Here is a 21062-nt window from a genome sequence, read left to right as displayed (position 1 = left end):
CACGTATCCATGAGCGCTCCTCCCGCAATGGTCACTTCGAGTTTAAGCTCATACCATGGTAAAATACCCCGCATTTTCCTTCATGGCATTGGGCTGAAGCCGAATTCAGGACATGTGCCATGCCTCTTGGTCCTGCTACCTGCTCCTGATTCGGCTGACACCGAATCTACTTTGGGGCAGCATGAGGCGCTCTTGTATTACTTCTCCCTGTGCTTGTATCCCACCTCGCTGCCGCCCTCCCTCCGGTTAAATCCTGTCCCACCCTCAAATTCCTTCTCGGGCGCCACGAAGAGTTTCTTCACGCCGTCGGCATCGCTCATCACAAATTCGCTGTCATCCACTCTCGTCCACTCAAGTGGAATGTAACCCCGCTCACCATCGGTTCTTGGTACCGGTACGATGTAGCTCTTCTCCAGCGTCACTTTTCCTCCGTCCTCGCACTCCACCGGACGTGAACCCACCAAGGTGCATCTCTTCAATTCCACCTCACCCTTGCTCCACACACATGCCCCATCCGTGCCCTTGGGATACTGGGCATACGCAGCCAGGCAATTCTCCAGGGTCGCCTTGCCCCACACGCGGATGTTCCGCTTGTTGCGCAGGGCGATGCAGTCCACAAACACGGACAAGTTTGCTTTTGTATCCCAGCCGCCGTCGGTGTTGTCGAAAGCCCGGCACCTCGTCCAGGTCACGGTGCCTGCCTGCTCCACACAGAAGCCGTCGCCATTCCAGTACTTCTTTCCTGCATCATTGTAGCTGCCCCGTGCGACGCAGTCCGTGAAGTTGATTCCATCGCAGTCATTCTCCACCGCGAAGCCCATCTGGAAGGGTTCCGTGGCCCACTCCTTGCCACCGGCATCCGCGCTGCATCGCTCCATGGTGATGTTCTTGTGTCCCGCCAGGAGACGCAGGCCGCGCTTCGTGAAGTGCTCAAACACGCAATCGCTCACCGTGATGTCCTTGCTGTCGGTTGCCGCCTTGCCTTTGCCCTCGGAGCGAATCCCCTCTCGCGAACCATACACGCGCAATCCCTCGAGCTTGCCGTTGGTGTTTCCACCCAGCAGATGCACAGCTGTGTTTACATCGCGAAAGTCGAGGTCCTTCAGCACCCAGTCACTGGCCTCCTGCATGACGGTGATGACGTGCCCACCGGTCTTGCCGGGGCGGGTCTTGTCGAAGTCTCCAATGAATACCGCACGCTTCCCGCCTTCAGCCAGGCCCGCCAGTACACGCGCTTTTCCATCCGCCCGGGGAGCGATGTCCAGACTGGCGTCCTTGTACTCTCCCGGCAGGAGCCAGAGCGTGGCTTCAGCGGGGAGGGCGTCCCAGGCTCTTTGTAGCCCTCCTGCTTGCGCGGCGGCGGCATGCTCCCGGGAATTGCCATCCTTGTTGCCAGCACCAGCCGGGCTCACATACACATCAGCTTGAAGTGTGAGAGCCATCATGAGCCAGCACGCCGCCGTGACGGGCAGTGCCGGCTGAAACCTGAGTGCAAATTGCGTTTTCATGAGGTGTGTGTCCTTATTCGTCCCAGCCCACCTGGTCGCTGATAATCCAGTAGCCATAGCGGCGGCTGATCACTCCCTTGATGCCTCCCCCGGAGAGCGCTCTTCCAGTCGTGATGCGAATGCTCCAGTGGTAGGAAGTCACCGATTCTCCCTTTCCAAACTCACCTTGAGGTGTGATCTCGATTTCGACCAGCCGACCGGGTTCCTTCGATTGCTTGTGGCGGTATTGGGGTTGCTGATTCTCTACCACCTCCATGAGGGAGAAGTTGACGCGCTTTTCCCCGAGCTCACCCAGAAGGAACATCAGGGTGGAGCCGGGGTCTTTGCCATTCACGCACACGAATGTCGTCAGCTTGGGGTCATTCCAGAATTCGCCCTGAAAGAGTTCCTCAATGACGCCTCGAGGGATGCCGTCCAGCATCGTATCTTTTTCATCCGGGATGGCCAGCAGCTTGCACAACACTTCGTTTCCCTTCTCCATGGCGGAATCAATCGGTCGTTTACCGAAGGCATCCCGTGTATCTCGGTGAGCGCCATGCTTGAGAAGAAATTTCATCATCGCCGGCTGGTTGTGGATGCAACAGAGATGCAGCGCGGTCCAGCTGGCGTGCCCTTCCGGATCCAGCGTGAGCGGTGAATCCACTGGCAGGCCAGCCTGTAGCAGCGCTTTCATCAGTGGGATGTTGCCTGTGGTGGCAGCCACCGAACCTGCACCAGCCAGCTCATGAAGCTCGTCAGGTTCCCGCGTCGTCTCCTTCTCCGAAACCGGTTCCTGGGCGAAAATCAGGACCGGACTCGCGAAGACCATGAGTGCGAGTGAGGCGGGAAGAATGCGAAGGCGCGACATCATCGACATGACAGCAAAGAGTCTTCCTCGCAGGCTAGGATGAATGTTCCAGACCAGCCAGACAATTCGCGCCCGGAGGGGACACGTGAAAGGAGCACAAATTTCGAGCTGTATGCAGATTCTCCGATGTCTTTTGCCCCTTTGTTGAATTCTTCACGTCCCCTTGCAAGAATCATTGCCGCTCTTGGTGTGATGGCTGCGGCGTGGTTCTTCGCCGCTGAATCTTCGCACGAGATGCGCATCCTGGAGTCAAAGACCTTGCACCTCGGTCGCGCGGGTCAGTATGAGTGGGAGATTTACAAGGGGCTGCCGGTGGAAGCCGAGTCGCTGAAATGGCACTTCGACTCAAAGCCCAACGAAACTGAATACACCCTCCTCCTCCGGCAGAAGGATGTGAAGCTTGCGTGGCCGGTTCTGTTGAACGGCAAGAAGCTTGGCACACTCACCACCGCGGAGCCCGCCCAGGACGCCGTCTTTGCCCTTGCTCCGGGAGTCCTCAAGGAGGGTGAGAATGTGCTGGAGATCACGCCTCCACCCAACCTCGACGATATCGAAGTAGGCCCGGTGAGAATCATTCCACAGCCGGTTTCGGAAGCCATTGGTGGTGGTGTCCTCCGTGTGGCTGTCACGGACGCAGCCACGGGAAAAGAGCTGCCCTGTCGGCTCACGATTACCCGTGCGGACGGCACCCTGGCGGCGTTGCGTGCGCAACCTGCGAATGAGACAGCAGCGCGCACTGGGGTGGTCTACACACAGCACGGCAAGGCTGATCTCACCTTGCCGCCGGGAGAGTACGTTCTGTATGCGAGTCGTGGCTTTGAGTGGGGCGTGGCAGAAGCAAAGTTGAGCGTGAAAGCCGGTGGGAATCCACCTGTGAATCTCCAACTCGCGCGTGAGGTGCCCACGGACGGATGGGTCGCCGCAGACAGCCACATCCACACGTTTACATACGCCAGGCATGGTGATGCGACGATTGAGGAACGCATGCTCACCATCGCGGGTGAAGGCATCGAGCTCGCTATTGCCACGGATCACAATCATCACGTGGACTACGCACCGGTCGCCTCTCGCATGGGCATCAGCGACCGCTTCACCACCGCGGTTGGAAACGAAGTCACCACGAAGCACGGTCACTTCAATGCTTTCCCCATCGCACCGGGCGCACCGGTGGTGGACCACACAAAAGATGACTGGTCCGTGCTCATCCCTGCGATGCGCGCCACACCCGGTGTAAAGGTGATCACCCTGAATCATCCGCGGGATCTCCATAGCGGGTTCGTCCCATTGGGGGGGCTGCAATTCTCGTCGGAAACAGGGAAGCACCGGCAGGCAGAAGCCTTGCGGAATGTCGACGCCATGGAGGTCATCACGTCCGCAGCCATGCAGTCGGATATCCACCTCCTGTACCGCGATTGGTTTGCGCTGCTGAATCGTGGTCATCGCATCAGCGCCGTGGGCTCCAGTGACAGCCACGACGTGAGCCGCTTCATCCTCGGGCAGGGGAGAACGTATGTCGCAGTGCCAGATGCGGACCCTTCCAGAGTGGACCTGGAGAAGGTGTGGCAGAGCTATCAGCAGGGACGTCTGCTCGTGAGCATGGGATTGCTCGCGCAGGTGCGTGTGGATGAAAAATTCACCGTCGGAGATCTCGCCACTGGCCTGGGCGAAACCGTGAAAGTGACCGCAAAGGTGTACGGCCCATCATGGGCAAAGGCTGATCACGTGGCGCTCTATGCCAATGGCATCCTTTTCCGCGAACAGAAGATCACCGATGACGGCAAGCCGGGAGAGAAAGCCAGCGTCACATGGGACATTCCCCGGCCGAAACACGATGTGCATCTCGTGGTCATCGCCACCGGCCCGGGAGTCACCGCCCCATATTGGGAGATTCCCCGCCCTTACCAGCCGAACAGCAAGACCTTCAACCCGCGTGTCATCGGCTCGACAAATCCCGTGTGGCTCGACGCAGACAGCGACGGAAAGTTCCAGTCAGCCTTCTCCTATGCAGAGTCCCTGGTGAAACAGCATGGAACTGACGCAGCGAAGCTTAAGGAGGCTCTGCGTGGTTATGATCAGAGTGTGATCACGCAGGTGGCGTCGCTCCCCACCGCAACGGTGAACCCCTGACGATTTGGATTCTCGTCAGGGGTAGCAGGTCACAAGCCGGTTCTTTCTCAAGAACGGCCAGCTACTCCAACGTGTCGACGCCTTTCCCCAAGCGTGCTTCATATCCTTTTGCGATCCGCTCAATCCAAGTTGAGTACTTTTTCTCCTCAGATTGCGGATAGGTCATCTCCCAGCCCGAACAGTACTTGCTGTTGGCCGTGTAGCGTTCGTAGAAGCCGATGCCGTCCTTGGTGACGCCGGAGACCACGTACCACTCCTCCGTCTTGCGCTTGTAGGTGATGGTGCGGTCCGGCGCCGCGAGGGCTGTTTTCCAGCGTGCGGCCACGTCTCCCAGACCATCAATGTTGAAGGAGCCATAGACCAGCAGCGTCACCTTGCCGTCAGCGGATTTGAAGGCCTGGCCGTCACCGTTGTCCGGTGGCCTCGTGGGCGTGAGCCCCGGAGGCACTGGCAGGACCATGCCGAATCGCGCATTGCGGTAAATCTTCCAACCGTCCTTGTCGGCTTCCAGAGGCACGTCCCACTTCTCCTCCTCGGCCTGTATCGAAGCGCCTGGGAAGGTGGTCTGGCACAGAATGAAGAACAGGAGGGCAGCCCGGAGGCAGGAACGTCTCTTCATGGGAGACAGGTTACATGAGTGCGCAGCGCCCGCAATGTCCTGAAACGACGGGGCAGTGCACCCACTCGGAGAGTCAAAATCGCAGAGCGCAGGCGCAGGTGCCGCGCCGCGTCTATTTTGCGGCAGGCAGTTCGGGGCGCAGCACACGTGGGCGGTACTTGCTGTGGAGAATCATCACCTCAGACGGTCCACCATCGAGATTGATGGCCACGGGCTCCGACTGCACGGGTACCTGCTGTCCCCAACAGCGCACGAGGGTGCCAGCCTTCTCATCCAGCGTCCACAGCTCGGCCATCACATCCTCCTTTTTCATGTCGGCATAGCCACGTATGCCGCGTACCACCATCATCTCCTCGGTGCCATCGCCATTCACATCCACATTGCCTACGGAATAGGCCAGCCGTCCTGCCATGGTTGTACCCAGCACGCGTACCGCGCCGTCGGGCTCCACGGCGCATGCGTAGACATGGCCGCCATTGGTGCCCACGAGCATCTCAGGTCTGCCGTCACCGTTCAGATCACCGGTGCCCAGGTTGCAGGCGCCTCCTTTGGGTACATGCCATGGATTGCCAATCTGTTTTAGTGCACCCGCCTGCATCTCCAGCACCCAGACGTCGCCATTGGAATTTCCCACCAGAAGCTCCACCTGCTTGTCCCCGTCAAAATCGCCTGCGATCAGCGACGACGTAGAATGGAAACCGTGTGAATCTGTCAGCAAGATGTCCGTCATGCGTTGCACCTTCCACTCTGGGGATTCCGGATTGACACCGTAGACGAGCAGGGACTGCCACTCGTGCTCTGGCCGACGTTCCTTTTTGTTCAGATAGTTGAGGAGCAGTACTTCAGGCTTGCCGTCATCATCCAGATCCTGCGCCACCAGGTCCTTTGGATCGGGCGAGAAGCGCTCTGGGCTCTCCCACACACGGGTGAATTTTCCTTCCACCGTGCCTTGCAGGATCCACAGCCGCTCGTCTGCCACCACGAGATCGCTGATGGAATCACCATTGAGATCCGCAAGGAGTATCTTTGGAATGAAAGCCTCCTGGGTGACCGTGTTTCCAGATCCAGCCATATCCATCTGGTACTCGGGGTCGTACAGCCTCCGTCCTTTGATGAGGGCCTTCTCCCACCAGGTCTTGGGATTGGACTCATCCCGTGGCACCGTCACGAAAGACATGCGCGTTCGCTTGGGGAAGGCATCCCTCCACGTCTCCCGCCACCCTCCGGAGCTTTCGCGGAAGACTTGCAGTGTTCCGTCATTATGGGCCACCGCAATCAGACGATGCTGCGGATCGTTGAGCGATATCGCCCAGCTGGAACGCTGCTCCGATCCTGCCGCCCTCCACACATCGGTCAGTGTGTCGTACGGTGTCCGGCTGAACCACCACCACGCGTACGCAAGGATCGCGGCGCCAGCGAGGAAGCCCACGGATTTAGAGAAACGCCTGAGTCTGGTGGGTGCATCTTTCATTCGTAGTCAATGATGTCGCGTGCGCTGCGCAGTTCGCAGAGCCGCTTGAGTGGCTCCATCTGGTTGCGATTTTGACGACTGCACGGTTGCCTTGCGGAGTGGAATCATCTGGAATGGCCCCACCCCAGGCTTCCGCGTAGCCTGTTTCAGCCTCAGCCATTTTTTAAAACAGATCTCAACACCATGCACAAAAGAAATTTGCTTCTTCCAGCCTTCGCGCCCTTCCTCCTTCTCTTCGTCGCTTCAGTCTCTCTCTGCCGCGCGGAGCAGTTTGTTCTCTTCGACGTGACCTTTACCTTTACCAAGGAACAGGCGGACAACTCCAAGCCGAGCCCCTCCCACTACTATGTGCGCGGACCGATGATGAATGCGGAGCGCCCCAAGGACTGGACCGCCCCGGTAGACTACCGCAATGGCACCGCGCACGTGCGCCTCGAAGTGCTGGAGAAGCCCGAGGGCGGGGAGGCTACTACCTGGAGTGTGTGTTATATCCCGAACAAGGGGCAGAATCACGGCTACGGTTGCTTCAATACGGATGTGTACAAGGATGCCGGCGTGTTTGAGAAAGACATCCCCATGACGAAGTTCTGGCAAAACGGGGACATTGTCTGGAGCGAGGGCATCAAGGAAATGCATCTCGTCATCAAGGACAACAGCGGTGGCAAAGGCCACGCCCACAAGCGGACGGATCACGGAAAATTCTTCCCCACGAAAGTCCGAATGACCGTCGTTCAGGTCTCAGCAGGAGCGAAATACGACCCGAAGCTGCTGCCGAATCCCCCTGCGGACACGGAGAAAAAATAGGGGAAGGCTGGCTGAAAGGGCGTAACTTCACCGGCGACCTGCCGAATCAGTCTGGAGAAGCCCTTACCGCCATTCTTACCTCCCTCTTGCCATGGCCAGCACATCCAAGCCTACCACTCCTCCGCCGCAACAGCCCAAGCCCGACCTGAGCCGGGATCTGGACCACAATGGCATCGTGGATGCCTCGGATGATCGCAGCCGGGACCTAGACCGCGATGGCGTCATCGGTACTGGCGACCGCCAGGAAAAGGATCTCAATCGCGACAACAAGATCGATGGTTCCGACCAGACCAAACAAGAAGTGCCCAAAGTAGGCACCGTCTTGGGCTATACCAAGGATGGCGAATCCTGGACGCCCCCGGAGCAGAACAACAAGATCCAGCAGCAGCAGACGATCAGACCGAAGCTGGGCTGATGTCGCCTTCGGCTTGGTGATGCTGGTTGCGGTTGCCTATCTCATCTTCTCCAGCCACTCGACGCGTCGCTGCAGCTTGCTTTGCCGTTCCGCGTTGGGGTTGGGGTAGAGCACGGGATACCATGCGGTCATCACCGCCGCGCGGGCGATGAGACTTTGTTGGAGGAGCGTCTCGTCGATTTGGCCTCCGGCTTGCCGGTAGGCAGTCAGGATGCTTTCCGTGGTGTCGTAATCCTCTTCAAGGATCTTCGCGTTCCAGATGACGGAAGCAATGTCCCACTCGACGGGTCCGCAGAAGGTGTCCTCCCAATCCGACCATAGAAGCCCGATGGTAGTGTTCATCAGGTTGCCCATGTGCGCATCACCATGCAGAGGCTGATGTGGGCCATGGTCCAGAACCTCCAGCGACGTGGTGAGATGAGCGCGTAAGAGCGTCAGCGTGGGCTCCGGGAAGGCATTCTTCTCCGTCAGGGTGTCCAGCAGTGCGAGGCTTTCCGTCATGATGGCCAGCTTCGGCAGTGGTTGTGCACAGGAACGCAACACCTCGTGGCACTGATGCAAAGTCCTGCCGATGTCTTCCGGATTCGGTTCTGCATCAATCGAGGTGACGAACTTCCAGAAATTCATCGGGTATCCCAAATGCTCATGCGGTCCTGAGGGCAGACCGTCATGAAGCGAAATGACCGGCGCACCCTTTTCTGTGAGATGCTGCGCGACTGCGTTCTCTCTCTCAAACCACTCCGTGCCCTGCCGTGGCCCATCTACGTCCTGCACCACGCGCGCCACGAGGTCCTCCGTGAGTCGCAGCACCAGTGTGTGGCCATTCTGGAGAATGTCACATCGATCCGGTATGACGCCATATGCCGCCAGCACTTCTGTAGCAGCGCGGATGGGGAGGGCTGTGTCACGTTCGCTCATCTATCCCTGTGCATGTTCTATTCACGTAGGCGATGCAAGATTAAAACACGGCATCGACCCATGCCCTTTGGTAGTCCGCACACTCCGTGTGCGGGTCAGGCGTGGGCGAGTCTGCGATGTTCGAAGGACATGACAGGATACTGGAGCAACGATCTCATGCCCGCACACAGAGTATGCGGACCACCCCCTACGCCAACTCCTCAGTCCACTTTCTCACAACTCCTCACGCACACGCCATTTTTCGCGATCACCCACCGCACGCGCCATCCTCCAATTTCCGTGGCATATTCGCGCATGGCATCCTCGTGATAGGCTGGCTGCGGCTGGAGTGATAACGATTGCGCGATCACCTCTCGCACCTCGGCTGGCACCGCGCTCTCACATTCCCACTCCACCGGCACCGTAGGTGGTGCCTTGTCTGCGAAACTGCTGCGTGCCTCAGGAATCGAGTCCGCATAGCGCACATACGGCTTGATATCGAAGACCGGCGTGCCGTCCACGAGATCCACCCCGGAGACAAACAACCTCGGCGCCAGTTCCCCTTCGAGATCCACCCGATCCAGTTTCACCACCGTCAGGGCCAGCCGGTTTGGGCGAAATGGCGAGCGGGTGGCAAAGACACCCTTCCGTTCATTCCCACCCAGCTTCGGGGGACGCACCATCAAGGTCTTCGGCTCTTCTTCCACAAGGTGGAACTGCGTGATGAGCCACAGATGACTGAAATCCTCGATGCCCCGCACCGCTTCCTCACGCCGATACGACGGCTCAAACTCGATGACCCCCCACGCGCTCGAGGCTAGCCCGGACTGACGCGGCACACCGAACTTGTCCGTATAACACGTACGCAGGGTGGCGATGGGGTTGAGAGTGTGCATGAAGGTATCGGGCGCTAATACCGCGTTTGCTTGGAGAGAAGTCAAGGCGCGCAAAGGCGGAGGGACCTGCGTCTGTGGATCGTGAAAGAGAGTCACGCCATGCCTCCGTTTATCAGCAGCCGGTCCAACTCAAAACATCATGCACAGATTACTTCCGTTTCTTTCACTCCTTGCTTTCGTGCTGCCTGTCGCTGCGGAGGAGAAAGCACCGTCCCCACCAGAGGGATTTATAGCCATCTTCAACGGCAGAAGTCTCGAAGGCTGGAGTGGCAGTGACAAATACTGGTCTGTGGAAGACGGCGCCCTGACCGGTGTGACGGATGGCAAGCTCGACTACAACCGCTTCATCACCTGGAAGGGTGGTCAGGTGAAGAACTTCGAGCTGCGCGTGAAGGTCAAGGTCACCAAGGGTGGCAACAGCGGGCTGCAGTACCGCGGCAAGGAGCGGCCAGACCTCGGTGAATGGGTGGTCACCGGCTATCAGTGCGATGTGGTGCCCGCGCGAGAGGACTACAACGGCATGCTCTATGAGGAGCGTGGCCGCCGCATTCTCGCGCACACGGGAGAGAAGGTGGTCATCGATCCCCAGGGCCAGCCTTGGGTCGTGGGGAAGCTGCCCACGCAAGTCTTCCCACCGGACGAGTGGCATGACTACCGCGTAGTCGTGGAGGGCAATCATCACCAGCATTGGATCGATGGCGTGCAGACCGTGGACGTAGTCGACTTGGATGAAACAGGTCGCGCCTTGGAAGGTGTCGTCGCGGTGCAGGTACACGTGGGTCCCGCCATGAAGATCCAGTACAAGGATTTCTTCGTGAAGCATCTCCCCGCAGACCTGCCGCTACTTACTCCCGCCCAGGCTCCCGTCCCGGCCGATGCGGTCAAAGTAGTGCCGCAGGGAGGCGGGAAGCCCAAAAAGCAGGCGTCCAAGTGAGCTCACTTTTTCCATTGCATGATGCACGGCATGATGCGTGAGGGAGATTTGTGAGCAACAGCGTCAGCCCCATCTTCAATGATGATCCACCGGTTAGAAGAACCGGTGCCAAGAATGATCCGCTGAACCTCTTCCTCCAATTCTTTGCCCTGCTCGTCTGCTTCGGCGTCCCGGCATTGGTCACGGCCCTTTGTCCGGTGGCGTGGGTCAAGTTTGAGCGTCAAGGGGAGCGGGTCTCCGCCAAGGCAAGTGTCTGCCTGTACTTCTTCATCCCGTTCAAAACGTACACCATCGATCCTGTGGTGAGCGTGGGAAGGGACTTCAAGGGTGGATCCACCAGGGTCGAGCGGCGCAGTGGCCGAAACGAGAAGATCACGTCTGAGGATCAGGGCTTCCTCGTCATCAAGGGAGAAAGCCAGGAGGCTCCGGTGCCGGTGACGCCCTTCAACCTCGATTCCGTGCTGGAGAAGTCCAACACCTTCCTGAAGGACTCCCAGGCTACCGAATTGAAAATGTTCGTGGTCGCCAACTGGAAGTTCAGCGTTTTCTGCGGAGGGCTGGCGATGCTGTTGCCCTTGTTGCTGGTAGGATGCATCGTGTACGCCTTGGGCCAGAAACTGTTCGGAGCTAAGAAGAAGGCCTGAAAGTCTGACGTCGCGGCGTGTGCCTGCCTCACGCCACGATGCGCCACGTCAGCTCGATGCCCATGCCCACAGGGAGAGGTGTCACGGGACCGGCGGCGGTCTCCAGCATCTCGACCTTTGAGGACGCCTTCTCCATCTGGAACTGCTGCGTGGAAGCCGGGAACCCATAGAACGCCGGCCCATTGAGGCACAGGAAGCGTTCGAAGAGAGCCTGTCCTTCGGTGGCACCGAGGTCCACCCCAGCTTCTTCAAAGGCCATCGCGTAGAGCTGCGGGGCACAGCCTCCCGTGAAGCAACCCGCTGCACAACCACACGCAGTGGCTTTCGTAGTGTGTGGGGCGCTGTCCGTTCCGGCAAAGTACTTCGCCTGTCCGGCGGTCGTCACCGCTTTCCGCAGCGCAGCACGGTCGTCCTGAAACTTCACGACAGGCAGACAGTACAGATGGTACTTCAGTCCCTGAATCAAATGCCCCAGCGTGTAGAGCAGATGCTGCGGGGTGATGGTCGCCCCGACGTGTGCGGGCGCACTCGCCACAAACTCCGCCGCGGTGCGCGTGGTGATGTGTTCGCACACGATCCGCAACCGCGGATGCGCCTCCACAAGACGAGGCATCCGTTCACTGTAGAAGCGAGTCTCCGCATTCTGCTGGGCATCGATGTACTCGGGCCCACTCAGTGCATGCTGCTCCCCATGGATGCACAGCACCACACCTGCGTCTTCCATGGCTTTGAAGACATCGCTGCCGATGAGCTCATCCATCGGCATCCCGTGCTCCGCATTCGTGGTGCCGTGCGGAGGGTAGTACTTGCAGGCCCGTAGCGCGCCAGAGGCAGCACCTTCGCGAATCATCTCTGCCGTGGTCTGGCGTGTCAGATATAGAGGCACAATGAGTTGCTCAAAGGCATCTGCTCCTGCCGCCCGGAGGTCCGTGGTGTAGCTATCGATGGACCATCCATCACCCTGCGCCGCGCCTGAGACTCTGGAGACCGGCGGCTGGGTATTCGGCATCGCCAGCGCCCCCGCACAGCCCATGTCCTTGTGCGCCTTCACGTAGGCCGCCACCGCGGGCCCCTGACGGAAGTGGGTGTGGAGGTCGAACCATTTGGGAAGAGTGAGGCGCATACGCACTCGTTACCCTTGGATGGCGTAGGATCAATCGTGAGGTGGAGAGCGGCTATAGCTTCGCCACTTCCTCGTCGCTCAGCCGCGTCAGCGTCTGCGTGTCCTCGCTTCCGGTGGCGAAGTACTCATACGTATCCTGGAAGAGGTAGTGCGTCCCGCATACCGGGCAGCGCTTCAGTTCCGGCGAGCTTGCACGGTCCGGACGGATGGTGCGTACATGGTTCAGCTCCTCAGCGATCTTCGGCAGAAAGGTGTCCTCCTCCCGCCGCCCATGCGTCTGGCACCCGGACTGATGGGCGCTGAGTTGCGAGCAGATGCGGCAGGTGGCGTGGCGCTCCTCGCTCATGGATCATGACTTGGCCGGTTCGGTGGGTTGCGGGGTGAAGACCGCCATGGACTGCATCAGTCCCCGCACGGTGAGCACGTTCACCTGGCGCAGGGGGATGCGAACTGGAATTTCGCTGGCGGTGTCACGGCTGAGAAGGATGGCACACCGGTTCTCCTCAGTGGCCGCCTCCAGCCGCGCGGCGATTCGCACGGTTTCACCAATGGCCGTGTACTCCATGCGTTCTTTGGAACCGAGATTGCCCACCAGGGCGTCACCCGTATGCAGACCGATGCCGATGGAAAAGTTCCGGGACGGACCTGGAATCCACTTCTGCTGGATTTTGGAGAGACGCGCCTGCATGTCCATCGCCGCCTCCAGAGCGTTCACCGCATGATGTGGATCTTCTTCCGGAGCGCCGAAGAGCGCCATGAGTCCATCGCCCAGCATCTTGTCGAGGCTGCCATGATGCTGAAAAATGGCCTCGATCATTTCCTCGAAGAATTCGTTCAGGAATCCGAACACCTTCTCTGGCTCCAGCGTGGCAGAAAGGCGCGTGAAATTGTGGATGTCGCAAAACATCACCGTGATGCGTTGCCGCTTTCCGGTGAGGGCGGGAAGATCCCGCGCGGAGGCCAGGCGCTCCGCCACATGGCCGGGCACTGAGCGGGAGAGCGTACCTTTCAGCGCCGCGCGTTCTTGAAGCGAGAGGGCCATCCGGTTCACGGCGCGACCCACCTCGCCAAACTCGTCATCGCGATCGAGGTTGATCCGTGCCTCCAGATTGCCGGAGCTGATCTCGTTGAGCGTGGCCTTGACCAGCGTCAGCGGGGAACTGGCCCACTTTGCCAGCTTGAGGGAGGCCAGCAGCGAAAGCACACTGGCAATGGCCACGGCACCCATCGTGATGAACAGCATGCGTCGCATCTCCGCGCGCACGGAATCCGCGGCCACGTCCACGGCCATGAGCCCCACCGACTTGCCTGAGGCATCCCGCAACGGCACGCTGGCCGTCAGCCAGACGCCGAACTCGTCCATGGTGTAATCTGGGTTCGCCTTGGCCTTGTCCAGTATCAACTCAGTGCCCGCGATGCCTTGGAACGTGACGGGGTCGCCGATATGTGACTTGTCCTTGCTGCCCTGCTCCTCCCCATCCGCGATGTAATCCCAGCCCCCGGGCTCCTTGATCGAAGGACGCATCGTGTACACGAAGATGACCCTCATGTCCGGGTCCTGGTTGGTGTCACGGACGGCACGCAGATGCTTCTCCACTTTCAGGTAGTCCGCGCTGGTCTCATCTGCGCGGGACCTCAGACGCTCGTGTTCCTCCACTGGAAAATTCAGCGCACCCGTGGACGCGATGGCCAGCACTCTCCCCTGCACTTGCTTGAACAGCAGATCACTCGCACCGTGATACACCAGCCATAAAAGCAGCCCGCACGAAAGCGCCGTCACCCCCACAAGGGCGATGGAGAGCTTGGTGCGGTAGCGCATGGTGTGGCGTGGTGGATGAGGGGATTCCCCATACACGGAGCACAAGCAGGCTGTCGAGGCAATTGATGCCAGCTGCGATTTAAACGAGCCTGTGGGTTACCTGCGAATTCTCACGCTGCAAGCCAGCCTGGTGCTGGCTTACTGGTGATACTCCTGGAGCGCCTGGACCTGCACTTCATTCGCCTGAAGTGACTTGATGCCCTTCAGCGCCGCATCGGCCCCACGCATGGTGGTCATGATGGGAATGCGGTTCTGCATGGCCGCCGTGCGGATCTTCACTTCATCGGCACGCGGGTTCTTGCCGGAGGGCGTGTTGATGATGAAGTGCATCTCCTTGTTCTTCATCAGGTCGATGACGTTCGGACGCTGGCCGCTGGCAAGCTTGGGCAGCTTGTTCACGGGGATGCCCGCGCCTTCGATCACCGCGGCGGTGCCAGGCGTGGCGTAGATGTTGAAGCCGAGGTCGGAGTATCCCTTCGCGATGCGCGGGACCACGGCTTTGTCGCTTTCCTTCACGCTGATGAAGATGTTGCCACCCTTGGGCAGCGCGCCGCCGGCGGCCATCTGGCTCTTGGCGAAGGCCATGCCGAGGTCGGAGTCGATGCCCATGACCTCGCCGGTGCTCTTCATTTCCGGTCCGAGCGCGATGTCCACGCCCGTGAATTTGCTGAAGGGGAACACCGCCTCCTTCACGCTGTAGTGCGGAGGTGTGACTTCGGAGGTGAAGCCCAGTTCCTTCAGCGTCTTTCCTGCCATGATCTTCGCGGCAAGCTTCGGAAGCGGCACGCCGATCGCCTTGCTCACGAAGGGAGCCGTGCGGCTGGCACGTGGGTTCACTTCGATGACGTAGAGATCGTCACCCTTCACCGCGAGCTGCATGTTCATGAGGCCGCGCACATTGAGCGCCTTGGCCAGCTTCTTGGCCGCGTCACGAATGCGCCCCTGCATCTCCTCGCTGAGCGAGAAGGGAGGAATCACACAGGCGCTGTCGCCGGAGTGGATGCCCGCTTCTTCGATGTGCTCCATGATGGCGCCCACCACCGTGGTCTCGCCGTCGCTGATGCAGTCCACGTCCACTTCGGTCGCATCTTCCAGGAAGCGGTCCACCAGCACCGGGCGGTCGGGGGTGGCATCCACCGCGTTCTGCATGTAGTGCGTGAGCTCGGCATCCGAGTACACGATCTGCATTGCACGACCACCAAGCACGAAGCTGGGGCGCACGAGGCTGGGATAACCAATGCGGGCGGTGATGGCCAGCGCTTCCTCCGTGGAGGTCGCGGTGCCGCTCGGAGCCTGGGCGAGTTCGAGTTCATCCAGCAGCGCAGCGAAGAGCTTGCGGTCTTCTGCGAGTTCGATGCTCTTGGGCGAGGTGCCGATGATGCGTACGCCGTTTTCCTCAAGACCCTTCGCAAGGTTCAGCGGCGTCTGTCCGCCGAACTGCACAATCACACCAAGCACCTGGTCATCCTTGTTCTCGCTCTCGTAGATGTTCAGCACATCTTCCAGCGTGAGCGGCTCGAAGTAGAGCTTGTCGCTGGTGTCGTAGTCCGTGGAGACCGTCTCCGGATTCGAGTTCACCATGATGGTCTCAATGCCCATCTCGCGCAGCGCGAAGGAGGCATGCACACAACAGTAGTCGAACTCAATACCCTGGCCAATGCGGTTCGGTCCACCACCCAGGATGATGACCTTCTTCTTGTCGCTATCGCGCACCTCATCTTCCACGCCATAGGTGGAGTAGTAATAGGGCGTGTACGCTTCGAATTCTGCGGCGCAGGTATCGACGAGACGATAGGTGGGGGTGCAACGAGTTTCCTTTCTCGCGTCACGAACCTTGCCCGGAGTCGTATCCCAAGCCCGGGCTATCTGGATGTCAGAGAAACCTTGTTTCTTGATTTTGCGTAAGGTGGCTGCGCTCTCGCTGCGATACTCCTCGTTGCAAATGTTGCCCAAGTCCTTCGGCAACTCGCGCACACTCCCGATGTCGCCGGTGTGGCTATTCAGCGAGGCCTGGGAATTCACCAACTCCTCAATCTGCCTCAAGAACCACGGATCAATCTTCGTCAGCTCAAACACCTTCTCCACGCTCCAGCCCTTCGCAAAGGCCTGGCCGAGGAAGAAGATACGCTCAGCATTCGGCACGCTGAGCTTGGTGGTGAGTGTCTCATCATCCACCACCACATCCGCGCCATCGCCGATGAGGCCGAAGCGTTTGATCTCCAGGCTGCGCAGTGCCTTCTGCAGGGACTCCTTGAACGTACGACCGATGGCCATGGCCTCACCCACGGACTTCATCTGCGTGGTGAGCGTGGCATCCGCGCCGGGGAACTTTTCAAACGTAAACCGCGGCACCTTGGTGACCACGTAGTCGATAGTCGGCTCGAAAGACGCCGGCGTCTCGCGCGTGATGTCGTTCTTCAGCTCATCCAGCGTATAACCCACCGCGAGCTTTGCGGCGATCTTTGCAATGGGGAATCCTGTCGCCTTCGAGGCCAGCGCGGAACTGCGGCTCACGCGTGGATTCATCTCAATTACGATCATGCGGCCCGTCTTGGGCTCCACGGCGAACTGGATGTTCGATCCACCCGTCTCCACGCCAATCTCGCGGATGCACGCGAAGGAGGCATCACGCATGATCTGGTACTCACGATCCGTGAGGGTCTGGATGGGGGCGACGGTGATGGAGTCACCGGTGTGCACGCCCATGGGGTCGAGGTTCTCAATCGAGCAGATGATCACGCAGTTGTCCGCGCGGTCACGCATGACCTCCATTTCGAATTCCTTCCAGCCCAGCAGCGACTCTTCAATGAGCACTTCCGTCACGGGCGAGAGATCCAGGCCGCGCGCCACAATGGTCTCAAATTCTTCGCGGTTGTACGCGATACCACCACCGGTCCCACCGAGGGTGTAAGCAGGACGGATGATGAGCGGGTACGGGCTCGGACGACCCAGGAAGGCAGCGATCTCCTCGGAGATGACGTTCGCTTCTTCCATGGTGTGGGCAACGCCGGACTGCGGCAGGTCCAAGCCAATCTTGAGCATCGCGTTCTTGAAAAGCAGGCGATCTTCGCCCTTTTCAATCGCATCCGCCTTTGCGCCGATCATGCGCACGTTGTGCTTCTCCAGGATGCCCGCGCGGTGCAGGGACATCGCCGTGTTCAGCGCGGTTTGGCCACCCAGGGTTGGCAGCAGTGCGTCTGGCTTCTCCTTGATGATGATCTTCTCGACGATCTCCGGCGTGATGGGCTCGATGTACGTGCGGTGCGCGAACTCCGGGTCCGTCATGATGGTGGCCGGATTGGAGTTCACCAGCACGACCTCATAGCCTTCTTCACGGAGGGCCTTGCATGCCTGCACCCCGGAATAGTCAAACTCGCACCCCTGACCGATGACGATGGGACCGGAGCCGATGAGCAGAATCTTGTGAATCGAGGTGTCTTTGGGCATGAGGCGTTACGCGGGCAAAATGGCGTCTTCCCTCGCATGGCATGGCGGCTGTGGCAAGCGGGAGAAAGGTGACATTGCCCGCTTCCTGAAATCTGGCCCCAGTCCGATTCCTTTCACCCGCCACAGACCGGCCCAGGCCAGTCGTGACCCGTTCATTAGGATTGCTTTACCAAATGAAGGCGAAGCGAGTCCGCCAACTTGGTGAAGAAGCGTAAAAATCCCACGCTCAACAGACTGGACAAGCTGACGGCGAACCTACTAGACTGCAAAAGTAAATACACGCACAGCCCGCTCCCGCCATGACTGAACTGCTCGTTTATGCTCCCGGCCTCCGCGAGGAGGAGAGAATCATGCACTTGGGCCATCAGATGGACCTGCTGGCCGCCCGCTACAAGGTGGATGCCTCCCATGACATGGTGTACTTCGAAATCGACGACCCGAGCAGAATCACCCTGAGACAGGTGAATGAGCTGTTCGAGAGCATCGGCCTGAAGCCGCGCTTTGTGGGCCACGTGCCGCCTGAACTGAAGCGTGGGGATGTGACCGAGAGACTGGTCTAGGGTCAGGGGAGACCTTTACATTCCCTTCACAATTCTCCGGCTAGCGATTCATCCGCCGTTTACATACGGATGATTCTGTGGTGGCAAGATGCGAATCGCTGTCACTGGACTGAGTCGAGGAGAGAACCCCCAACCGGGCGCCGCCATTGTGGCCGGCATCCGCGCGGCACACCCTGGTGCCTTCATCATCGGCATGGCGTACGATGCCACGGAGAGCGGCATCTATGCAAAGAATGGCCCGGACGCGGTATACACCATTCCCTTTCCCTCGGAAGGTGCGGAGGCATTTCTGAAGAGGATCGACGAGGTCCGTGCTCGCACGCCTTTTGAGGTTCTCATCCCTACCCTGGACTCCGAGATGGAGCTCATGGTGGATCTTGCTGAGGAACTGCAAGCGCGAGGCATCCGCACTTCCCTTCCGGACAAGGCCACCTACCTGCGTCGCACGCGGGAGCAGCTTTCAGAACTCGCCTCCGTGGCGGGGGTTTCTACGCCCCGGACACATGCCGTGTACACCGTCAGCCGTGCCCTGTTGTTGGGGCGGGAGATGCGGTATCCCATCCTCGTCAAGGGCGCGCACCACGACACCCATCTGGTGGAGAATGAGGCTGAGCTGGCCGGTGCGGTGTCCCTTCTCTTTGCACAGTGGGGCGCGCCGGTGCTGCTACAGGAGGTGATCTCAGGTACGGAGCATCACGCCATGGGCATCGGCGATGGAGAGGGTGGCTTGTTCGGACTGTGTGCCATCCGCCGGCCCAGCATGCACGGCTTGGGCAAGAATGTCGGCGGAATCACAGTGAGGGATGATTCTCTGCGCGAGGTTTGTGAGCGTCTGGTTCGTGAGCTCCGCTGGCGCGGGCCGTTCGAGGTCGTCACCATCATGGACGAGACGGTGCACCGGCACTTCCTCATCAAGATGGCTCCCCGGTTCCCCTCGTGGGTGGGTTTCCCCACGGGATTCGGGGCAAATTTTCCTGCGGCCCTCGCACGGTTCATCGTGAAGGGCGTGGCACCGGACCCTGTGCCGGAGCCCATCCCCGGCTGGTTCTACCTGCAGCATCAAGTGGAGGTGTTTGGGCAGACCAATCAACTCGATGCCCTCTCCGGCGGCGGCTCTTGGATGGGAGAGGACGGAGCCCGGTACCAGCGCGCATGAGCCTGCCAATGTCATCTGGTGGTGGAGATTCTCGCCACAGAGAAGAGGTGCAACCTGACCGCAGATGAATCATGATGGACCCCATGCGAGTCCGGTTTCCCATTCCCGTGAAGCTGCTGGCCGGCTTCCTGGCGAATGTCGCGCTGATCGCGTTGGGCTTCTGGATTGTCTTCCGCTCGCAGTTCGGTGGAGTATCCAGCGAGCTCATGCAGGGCGTCATGGAGCCGCGCATGCAGGCCATGGCTGTGCGTGTTGCCGCGGAACTGCGTGAACAACCGTCCTCGCAGTGGGAAAGCCTCCTGCACGGGCACAGCCAGGCCCTGGGGATTGATTTCTCCCTGTTCGATTCGGAAATCGAGTACGTCACGGGAGTGCACAACACTCTTCCTCCCACCGTTCTGGACATGGTGAGGGAAAAGCTGACCCCCCACCTGCGCCGTCGGGGAGAGGGGAATGGCCCACGCCCGGCACCGCCCCCGCCACCATCTCTAGGGCTTGATCCCTTGGATGACATTTTCGGAAGTTCCGGCGGGCGCCCACCTCCACCACCGCCGCGAGAGCGCGAGGATGAACGGCGTAGTCCACCGCCCATGGACCCCTCCATGGCACGGTACCCCACCGTGATGGCGCACACCAGTTCACCACCGGGCTATTGGGCTGTGATTCGTGTGCCTGCGGTGGCTGCTGAGCGTGGTTACCTGCCGGCGCTCCTCGTGGTGCGGTCAGACACACTTACTGCCGGCGGCGTTTTCTTGGACCCCAAGCCCTGGTTCTACGCGGGCATTGGGGTTCTGGTGCTCTCAGCCCTGATTTGGGTGCCCCTTGCACTTGGTTTTACCCGCAGCATCCAGCGCCTGCGCAGAACGACCGGCCGAGTCGCGGAAGGTGACTTCGAGGTAGCGGTTCCGGACGCAAACCGTCTCGATGAACTCGGCGATCTCGGCCGCTCCGTGCAACAGATGGCCGAGCGATTGGACGGTCATGCAAAAGGGCAAAAGCGTTTCCTCGGAGACATCGCCCACGAGCTGTGCTCACCCATCGCCCGCATGCAGGCCTCACTCGGCATCTTGCAGCAGCGCGCGGAGACAGGCGCGGATGAGAAGAGCCAGCGCTACATGGGGAAACTCGAGGGTGAGCTGCAGCATATGAGTGCGCTGGTGAATGAGTTGCTCAGCTTCTCCAAAGCGAACCTCCGCAGCGAGGTGAAACTCAAGCCCCTGCTGGTGGCCCCCCTCGTGCGCCGTACCCTCCAGCGCGAGGACGCAAGTGAGGAGGCAGGCACCGCGAAGGTGGAGGTGCCGGACCACTTCGTGGTCATGGCAGATGAAGAAATGCTCTCCCGGGCGATTGGAAATCTGGTGCGCAATGCCCAGCGCTACGCTGTCGGCTGCGGCCCGGTGGAGGTCAGTGCAACGCGGGCGAATGGCCACGTGAGCATCACCGTGAGCGACCGCGGACCCGGCGTTTCCGCAGAGGCTCTGCCGCGCCTGCTGGAGCCCTTCTACCGCCCGGACATCGCGCGCTCACGTGAGAGCGGTGGCGTGGGCCTCGGCCTTGCCATTGTGAAGAGCTGCACCGAAGCCTGCGGCGGCAAGGTGGAAATCGCCAATCGGGAGGGTGGGGGACTTTCTGTCACGCTAAGGCTCATGGCAGACTCGGGAACGGACACCGCGAGGGCGGGCTGAGACCCGCGACTGCTGGGTGCCGTTTCCCCTCCTTTTGTGCCTCGTACTGCACAGCTTGTGACCGTGGTGCAATACCCCCGGTTTCCCCGGCGTAATTTCGGCTTCTGGAA

General features: G+C 60.0%; 18 protein-coding genes. 8 read left to right on the top strand and 10 right to left on the bottom strand.

The genetic code is table 11. The annotated features are described in order from the left end of the window. Nucleotides 1-197: 197 nt before the first annotated feature. Both DES53_RS18645 and DES53_RS18640 read right to left on the bottom strand, forming a co-directional pair. Complete coding sequence (locus DES53_RS18645) at nt 198-1508, bottom strand: right-handed parallel beta-helix repeat-containing protein (RefSeq protein WP_170157213.1); 1311 nt, start codon at nt 1506-1508, stop codon at nt 198-200. A gap of 13 nt (nt 1509-1521) precedes the next feature. Next, nucleotides 1522-2364 carry an ankyrin repeat domain-containing protein gene (locus DES53_RS18640; RefSeq protein ID WP_113959799.1) on the bottom strand — a complete coding sequence of 281 codons (843 nt, stop codon included), beginning with the start codon at nt 2362-2364 and terminating at the stop codon, nt 1522-1524. A 117-nt stretch (nt 2365-2481) separates the two neighbouring features. Here DES53_RS18640 and DES53_RS18635 point away from each other — a divergent pair, with 117 nt between their 5' ends. Then, nucleotides 2482-4482 carry a CehA/McbA family metallohydrolase gene (locus tag DES53_RS18635; protein ID WP_147263481.1) on the top strand — a complete coding sequence of 667 codons (2001 nt, stop codon included), beginning with the start codon at nt 2482-2484 and terminating at the stop codon, nt 4480-4482. A gap of 61 nt (nt 4483-4543) precedes the next feature. Here DES53_RS18635 and DES53_RS18630 read toward each other — a convergent pair whose 3' ends face one another. Next, complete coding sequence (locus DES53_RS18630; protein ID WP_113959797.1) at nt 4544-5101, bottom strand: hypothetical protein; 558 nt, start codon at nt 5099-5101, stop codon at nt 4544-4546. 112 nt (nt 5102-5213) lie between these two features. Beyond that, nucleotides 5214-6530: an FG-GAP repeat domain-containing protein gene (locus DES53_RS18625; RefSeq protein ID WP_170157212.1), complete on the bottom strand. Its 1317-nt coding sequence runs from the start codon at nt 6528-6530 to the stop codon at nt 5214-5216. Between the two features lie 225 nt (nt 6531-6755). Here DES53_RS18625 and DES53_RS18620 point away from each other — a divergent pair, with 225 nt between their 5' ends. Continuing rightward, nucleotides 6756-7376: a hypothetical protein gene (locus tag DES53_RS18620; RefSeq protein WP_113959795.1), complete on the top strand. Its 621-nt coding sequence runs from the start codon at nt 6756-6758 to the stop codon at nt 7374-7376. A gap of 91 nt (nt 7377-7467) precedes the next feature. Next, entirely contained in the window at nt 7468-7791 is a 324-nt protein-coding gene (locus DES53_RS18615) for a hypothetical protein (protein ID WP_113959794.1), read from the top strand. 36 nt (nt 7792-7827) lie between these two features. Here DES53_RS18615 and DES53_RS18610 read toward each other — a convergent pair whose 3' ends face one another. Beyond that, a complete protein-coding gene (locus DES53_RS18610) occupies nt 7828-8709 on the bottom strand; it encodes a phosphotransferase family protein (RefSeq protein WP_113959793.1) in 882 nt (293 codons plus the stop codon). A 200-nt stretch (nt 8710-8909) separates the two neighbouring features. After that, a complete protein-coding gene (gene tsaA / locus DES53_RS18605) occupies nt 8910-9584 on the bottom strand; it encodes a tRNA (N6-threonylcarbamoyladenosine(37)-N6)-methyltransferase TrmO (protein ID WP_113959792.1) in 675 nt (224 codons plus the stop codon). A gap of 139 nt (nt 9585-9723) precedes the next feature. Here tsaA and DES53_RS18600 point away from each other — a divergent pair, with 139 nt between their 5' ends. Further along, nucleotides 9724-10518 carry a 3-keto-disaccharide hydrolase gene (locus tag DES53_RS18600; RefSeq protein WP_113959791.1) on the top strand — a complete coding sequence of 265 codons (795 nt, stop codon included), beginning with the start codon at nt 9724-9726 and terminating at the stop codon, nt 10516-10518. A 50-nt stretch (nt 10519-10568) separates the two neighbouring features. After that, entirely contained in the window at nt 10569-11162 is a 594-nt protein-coding gene (locus DES53_RS18595; RefSeq protein ID WP_113959790.1) for a hypothetical protein, read from the top strand. Between the two features lie 28 nt (nt 11163-11190). Here DES53_RS18595 and DES53_RS18590 read toward each other — a convergent pair whose 3' ends face one another. The 4 genes from DES53_RS18590 to carB all read right to left on the bottom strand — a co-directional run bounded on the left by DES53_RS18590 (nt 11191) and on the right by carB (nt 17551). Further along, entirely contained in the window at nt 11191-12285 is a 1095-nt protein-coding gene (locus DES53_RS18590) for an amidohydrolase family protein (RefSeq protein WP_113959789.1), read from the bottom strand. A gap of 52 nt (nt 12286-12337) precedes the next feature. Continuing rightward, nucleotides 12338-12631, bottom strand: a complete 294-nt coding sequence (locus tag DES53_RS18585) for a hypothetical protein (protein WP_113959788.1) — start codon at nt 12629-12631, stop codon at nt 12338-12340. A gap of 3 nt (nt 12632-12634) precedes the next feature. Beyond that, the gene (locus tag DES53_RS18580; protein ID WP_113959787.1) at nt 12635-14104 is read right to left on the bottom strand and encodes an adenylate/guanylate cyclase domain-containing protein; all 1470 of its coding nucleotides are present in this window, start codon (nt 14102-14104) and stop codon (nt 12635-12637) included. 138 nt (nt 14105-14242) lie between these two features. Beyond that, nucleotides 14243-17551 carry a carbamoyl-phosphate synthase large subunit gene (gene carB, locus DES53_RS18575; RefSeq protein ID WP_113959786.1) on the bottom strand — a complete coding sequence of 1103 codons (3309 nt, stop codon included), beginning with the start codon at nt 17549-17551 and terminating at the stop codon, nt 14243-14245. A gap of 299 nt (nt 17552-17850) precedes the next feature. Between carB and DES53_RS18570 the strand changes: the two genes are divergently transcribed. From DES53_RS18570 to DES53_RS18560, 3 genes are all read left to right on the top strand, one after another. Beyond that, nucleotides 17851-18111 (top strand): hypothetical protein, encoded by a 261-nt coding sequence (locus DES53_RS18570; RefSeq protein ID WP_113959785.1) that lies wholly within the window; start codon nt 17851-17853, stop codon nt 18109-18111. A gap of 88 nt (nt 18112-18199) precedes the next feature. Next, entirely contained in the window at nt 18200-19267 is a 1068-nt protein-coding gene (locus DES53_RS18565) for an ATP-grasp domain-containing protein (protein ID WP_113959784.1), read from the top strand. Nucleotides 19268-19374: 107 nt separating this feature from the next. Then, on the top strand, nt 19375-20952 hold the full coding sequence (locus tag DES53_RS18560) for a sensor histidine kinase (protein ID WP_211325600.1): 1578 nt from the start codon (nt 19375-19377) through the stop codon (nt 20950-20952). Nucleotides 20953-21062 lie beyond the last annotated feature (110 nt).

It is taken from the genome of Roseimicrobium gellanilyticum, from assembly GCF_003315205.1.
Classification (GTDB): domain Bacteria; phylum Verrucomicrobiota; class Verrucomicrobiia; order Verrucomicrobiales; family Verrucomicrobiaceae; genus Roseimicrobium; species Roseimicrobium gellanilyticum.
This window is presented reverse-complemented; position numbering and strand designations above follow the sequence as displayed.

What these genes read in the sequence shown, in the direction of transcription:
- DES53_RS18615 (WP_113959794.1), top strand. Translation starts at nt 7,468, where the DNA reads ATGGCCAGCACATCCAAGCCTACCACTCCTCCGCCGCAACAGCCCAAG.
- DES53_RS18635 (WP_147263481.1), top strand. Translation starts at nt 2,482, where the DNA reads ATGTCTTTTGCCCCTTTGTTGAATTCTTCACGTCCCCTTGCAAGAATC.
- DES53_RS18590 (WP_113959789.1), bottom strand. Translation starts at nt 12,285, where the DNA reads ATGCGCCTCACTCTTCCCAAATGGTTCGACCTCCACACCCACTTCCGT.
- DES53_RS18610 (WP_113959793.1), bottom strand. Translation starts at nt 8,709, where the DNA reads ATGAGCGAACGTGACACAGCCCTCCCCATCCGCGCTGCTACAGAAGTG.
- DES53_RS18620 (WP_113959795.1), top strand. Translation starts at nt 6,756, where the DNA reads ATGCACAAAAGAAATTTGCTTCTTCCAGCCTTCGCGCCCTTCCTCCTT.
- DES53_RS18585 (WP_113959788.1), bottom strand. Translation starts at nt 12,631, where the DNA reads ATGAGCGAGGAGCGCCACGCCACCTGCCGCATCTGCTCGCAACTCAGC.
- DES53_RS18580 (WP_113959787.1), bottom strand. Translation starts at nt 14,104, where the DNA reads ATGCGCTACCGCACCAAGCTCTCCATCGCCCTTGTGGGGGTGACGGCG.
- carB (WP_113959786.1), bottom strand. Translation starts at nt 17,551, where the DNA reads ATGCCCAAAGACACCTCGATTCACAAGATTCTGCTCATCGGCTCCGGT.
- tsaA (WP_113959792.1), bottom strand. Translation starts at nt 9,584, where the DNA reads ATGCACACTCTCAACCCCATCGCCACCCTGCGTACGTGTTATACGGAC.
- DES53_RS18600 (WP_113959791.1), top strand. Translation starts at nt 9,724, where the DNA reads ATGCACAGATTACTTCCGTTTCTTTCACTCCTTGCTTTCGTGCTGCCT.
- DES53_RS18630 (WP_113959797.1), bottom strand. Translation starts at nt 5,101, where the DNA reads ATGAAGAGACGTTCCTGCCTCCGGGCTGCCCTCCTGTTCTTCATTCTG.
- DES53_RS18565 (WP_113959784.1), top strand. Translation starts at nt 18,200, where the DNA reads ATGCGAATCGCTGTCACTGGACTGAGTCGAGGAGAGAACCCCCAACCG.
- DES53_RS18645 (WP_170157213.1), bottom strand. Translation starts at nt 1,508, where the DNA reads ATGAAAACGCAATTTGCACTCAGGTTTCAGCCGGCACTGCCCGTCACG.
- DES53_RS18640 (WP_113959799.1), bottom strand. Translation starts at nt 2,364, where the DNA reads ATGTCGATGATGTCGCGCCTTCGCATTCTTCCCGCCTCACTCGCACTC.
- DES53_RS18570 (WP_113959785.1), top strand. Translation starts at nt 17,851, where the DNA reads ATGACTGAACTGCTCGTTTATGCTCCCGGCCTCCGCGAGGAGGAGAGA.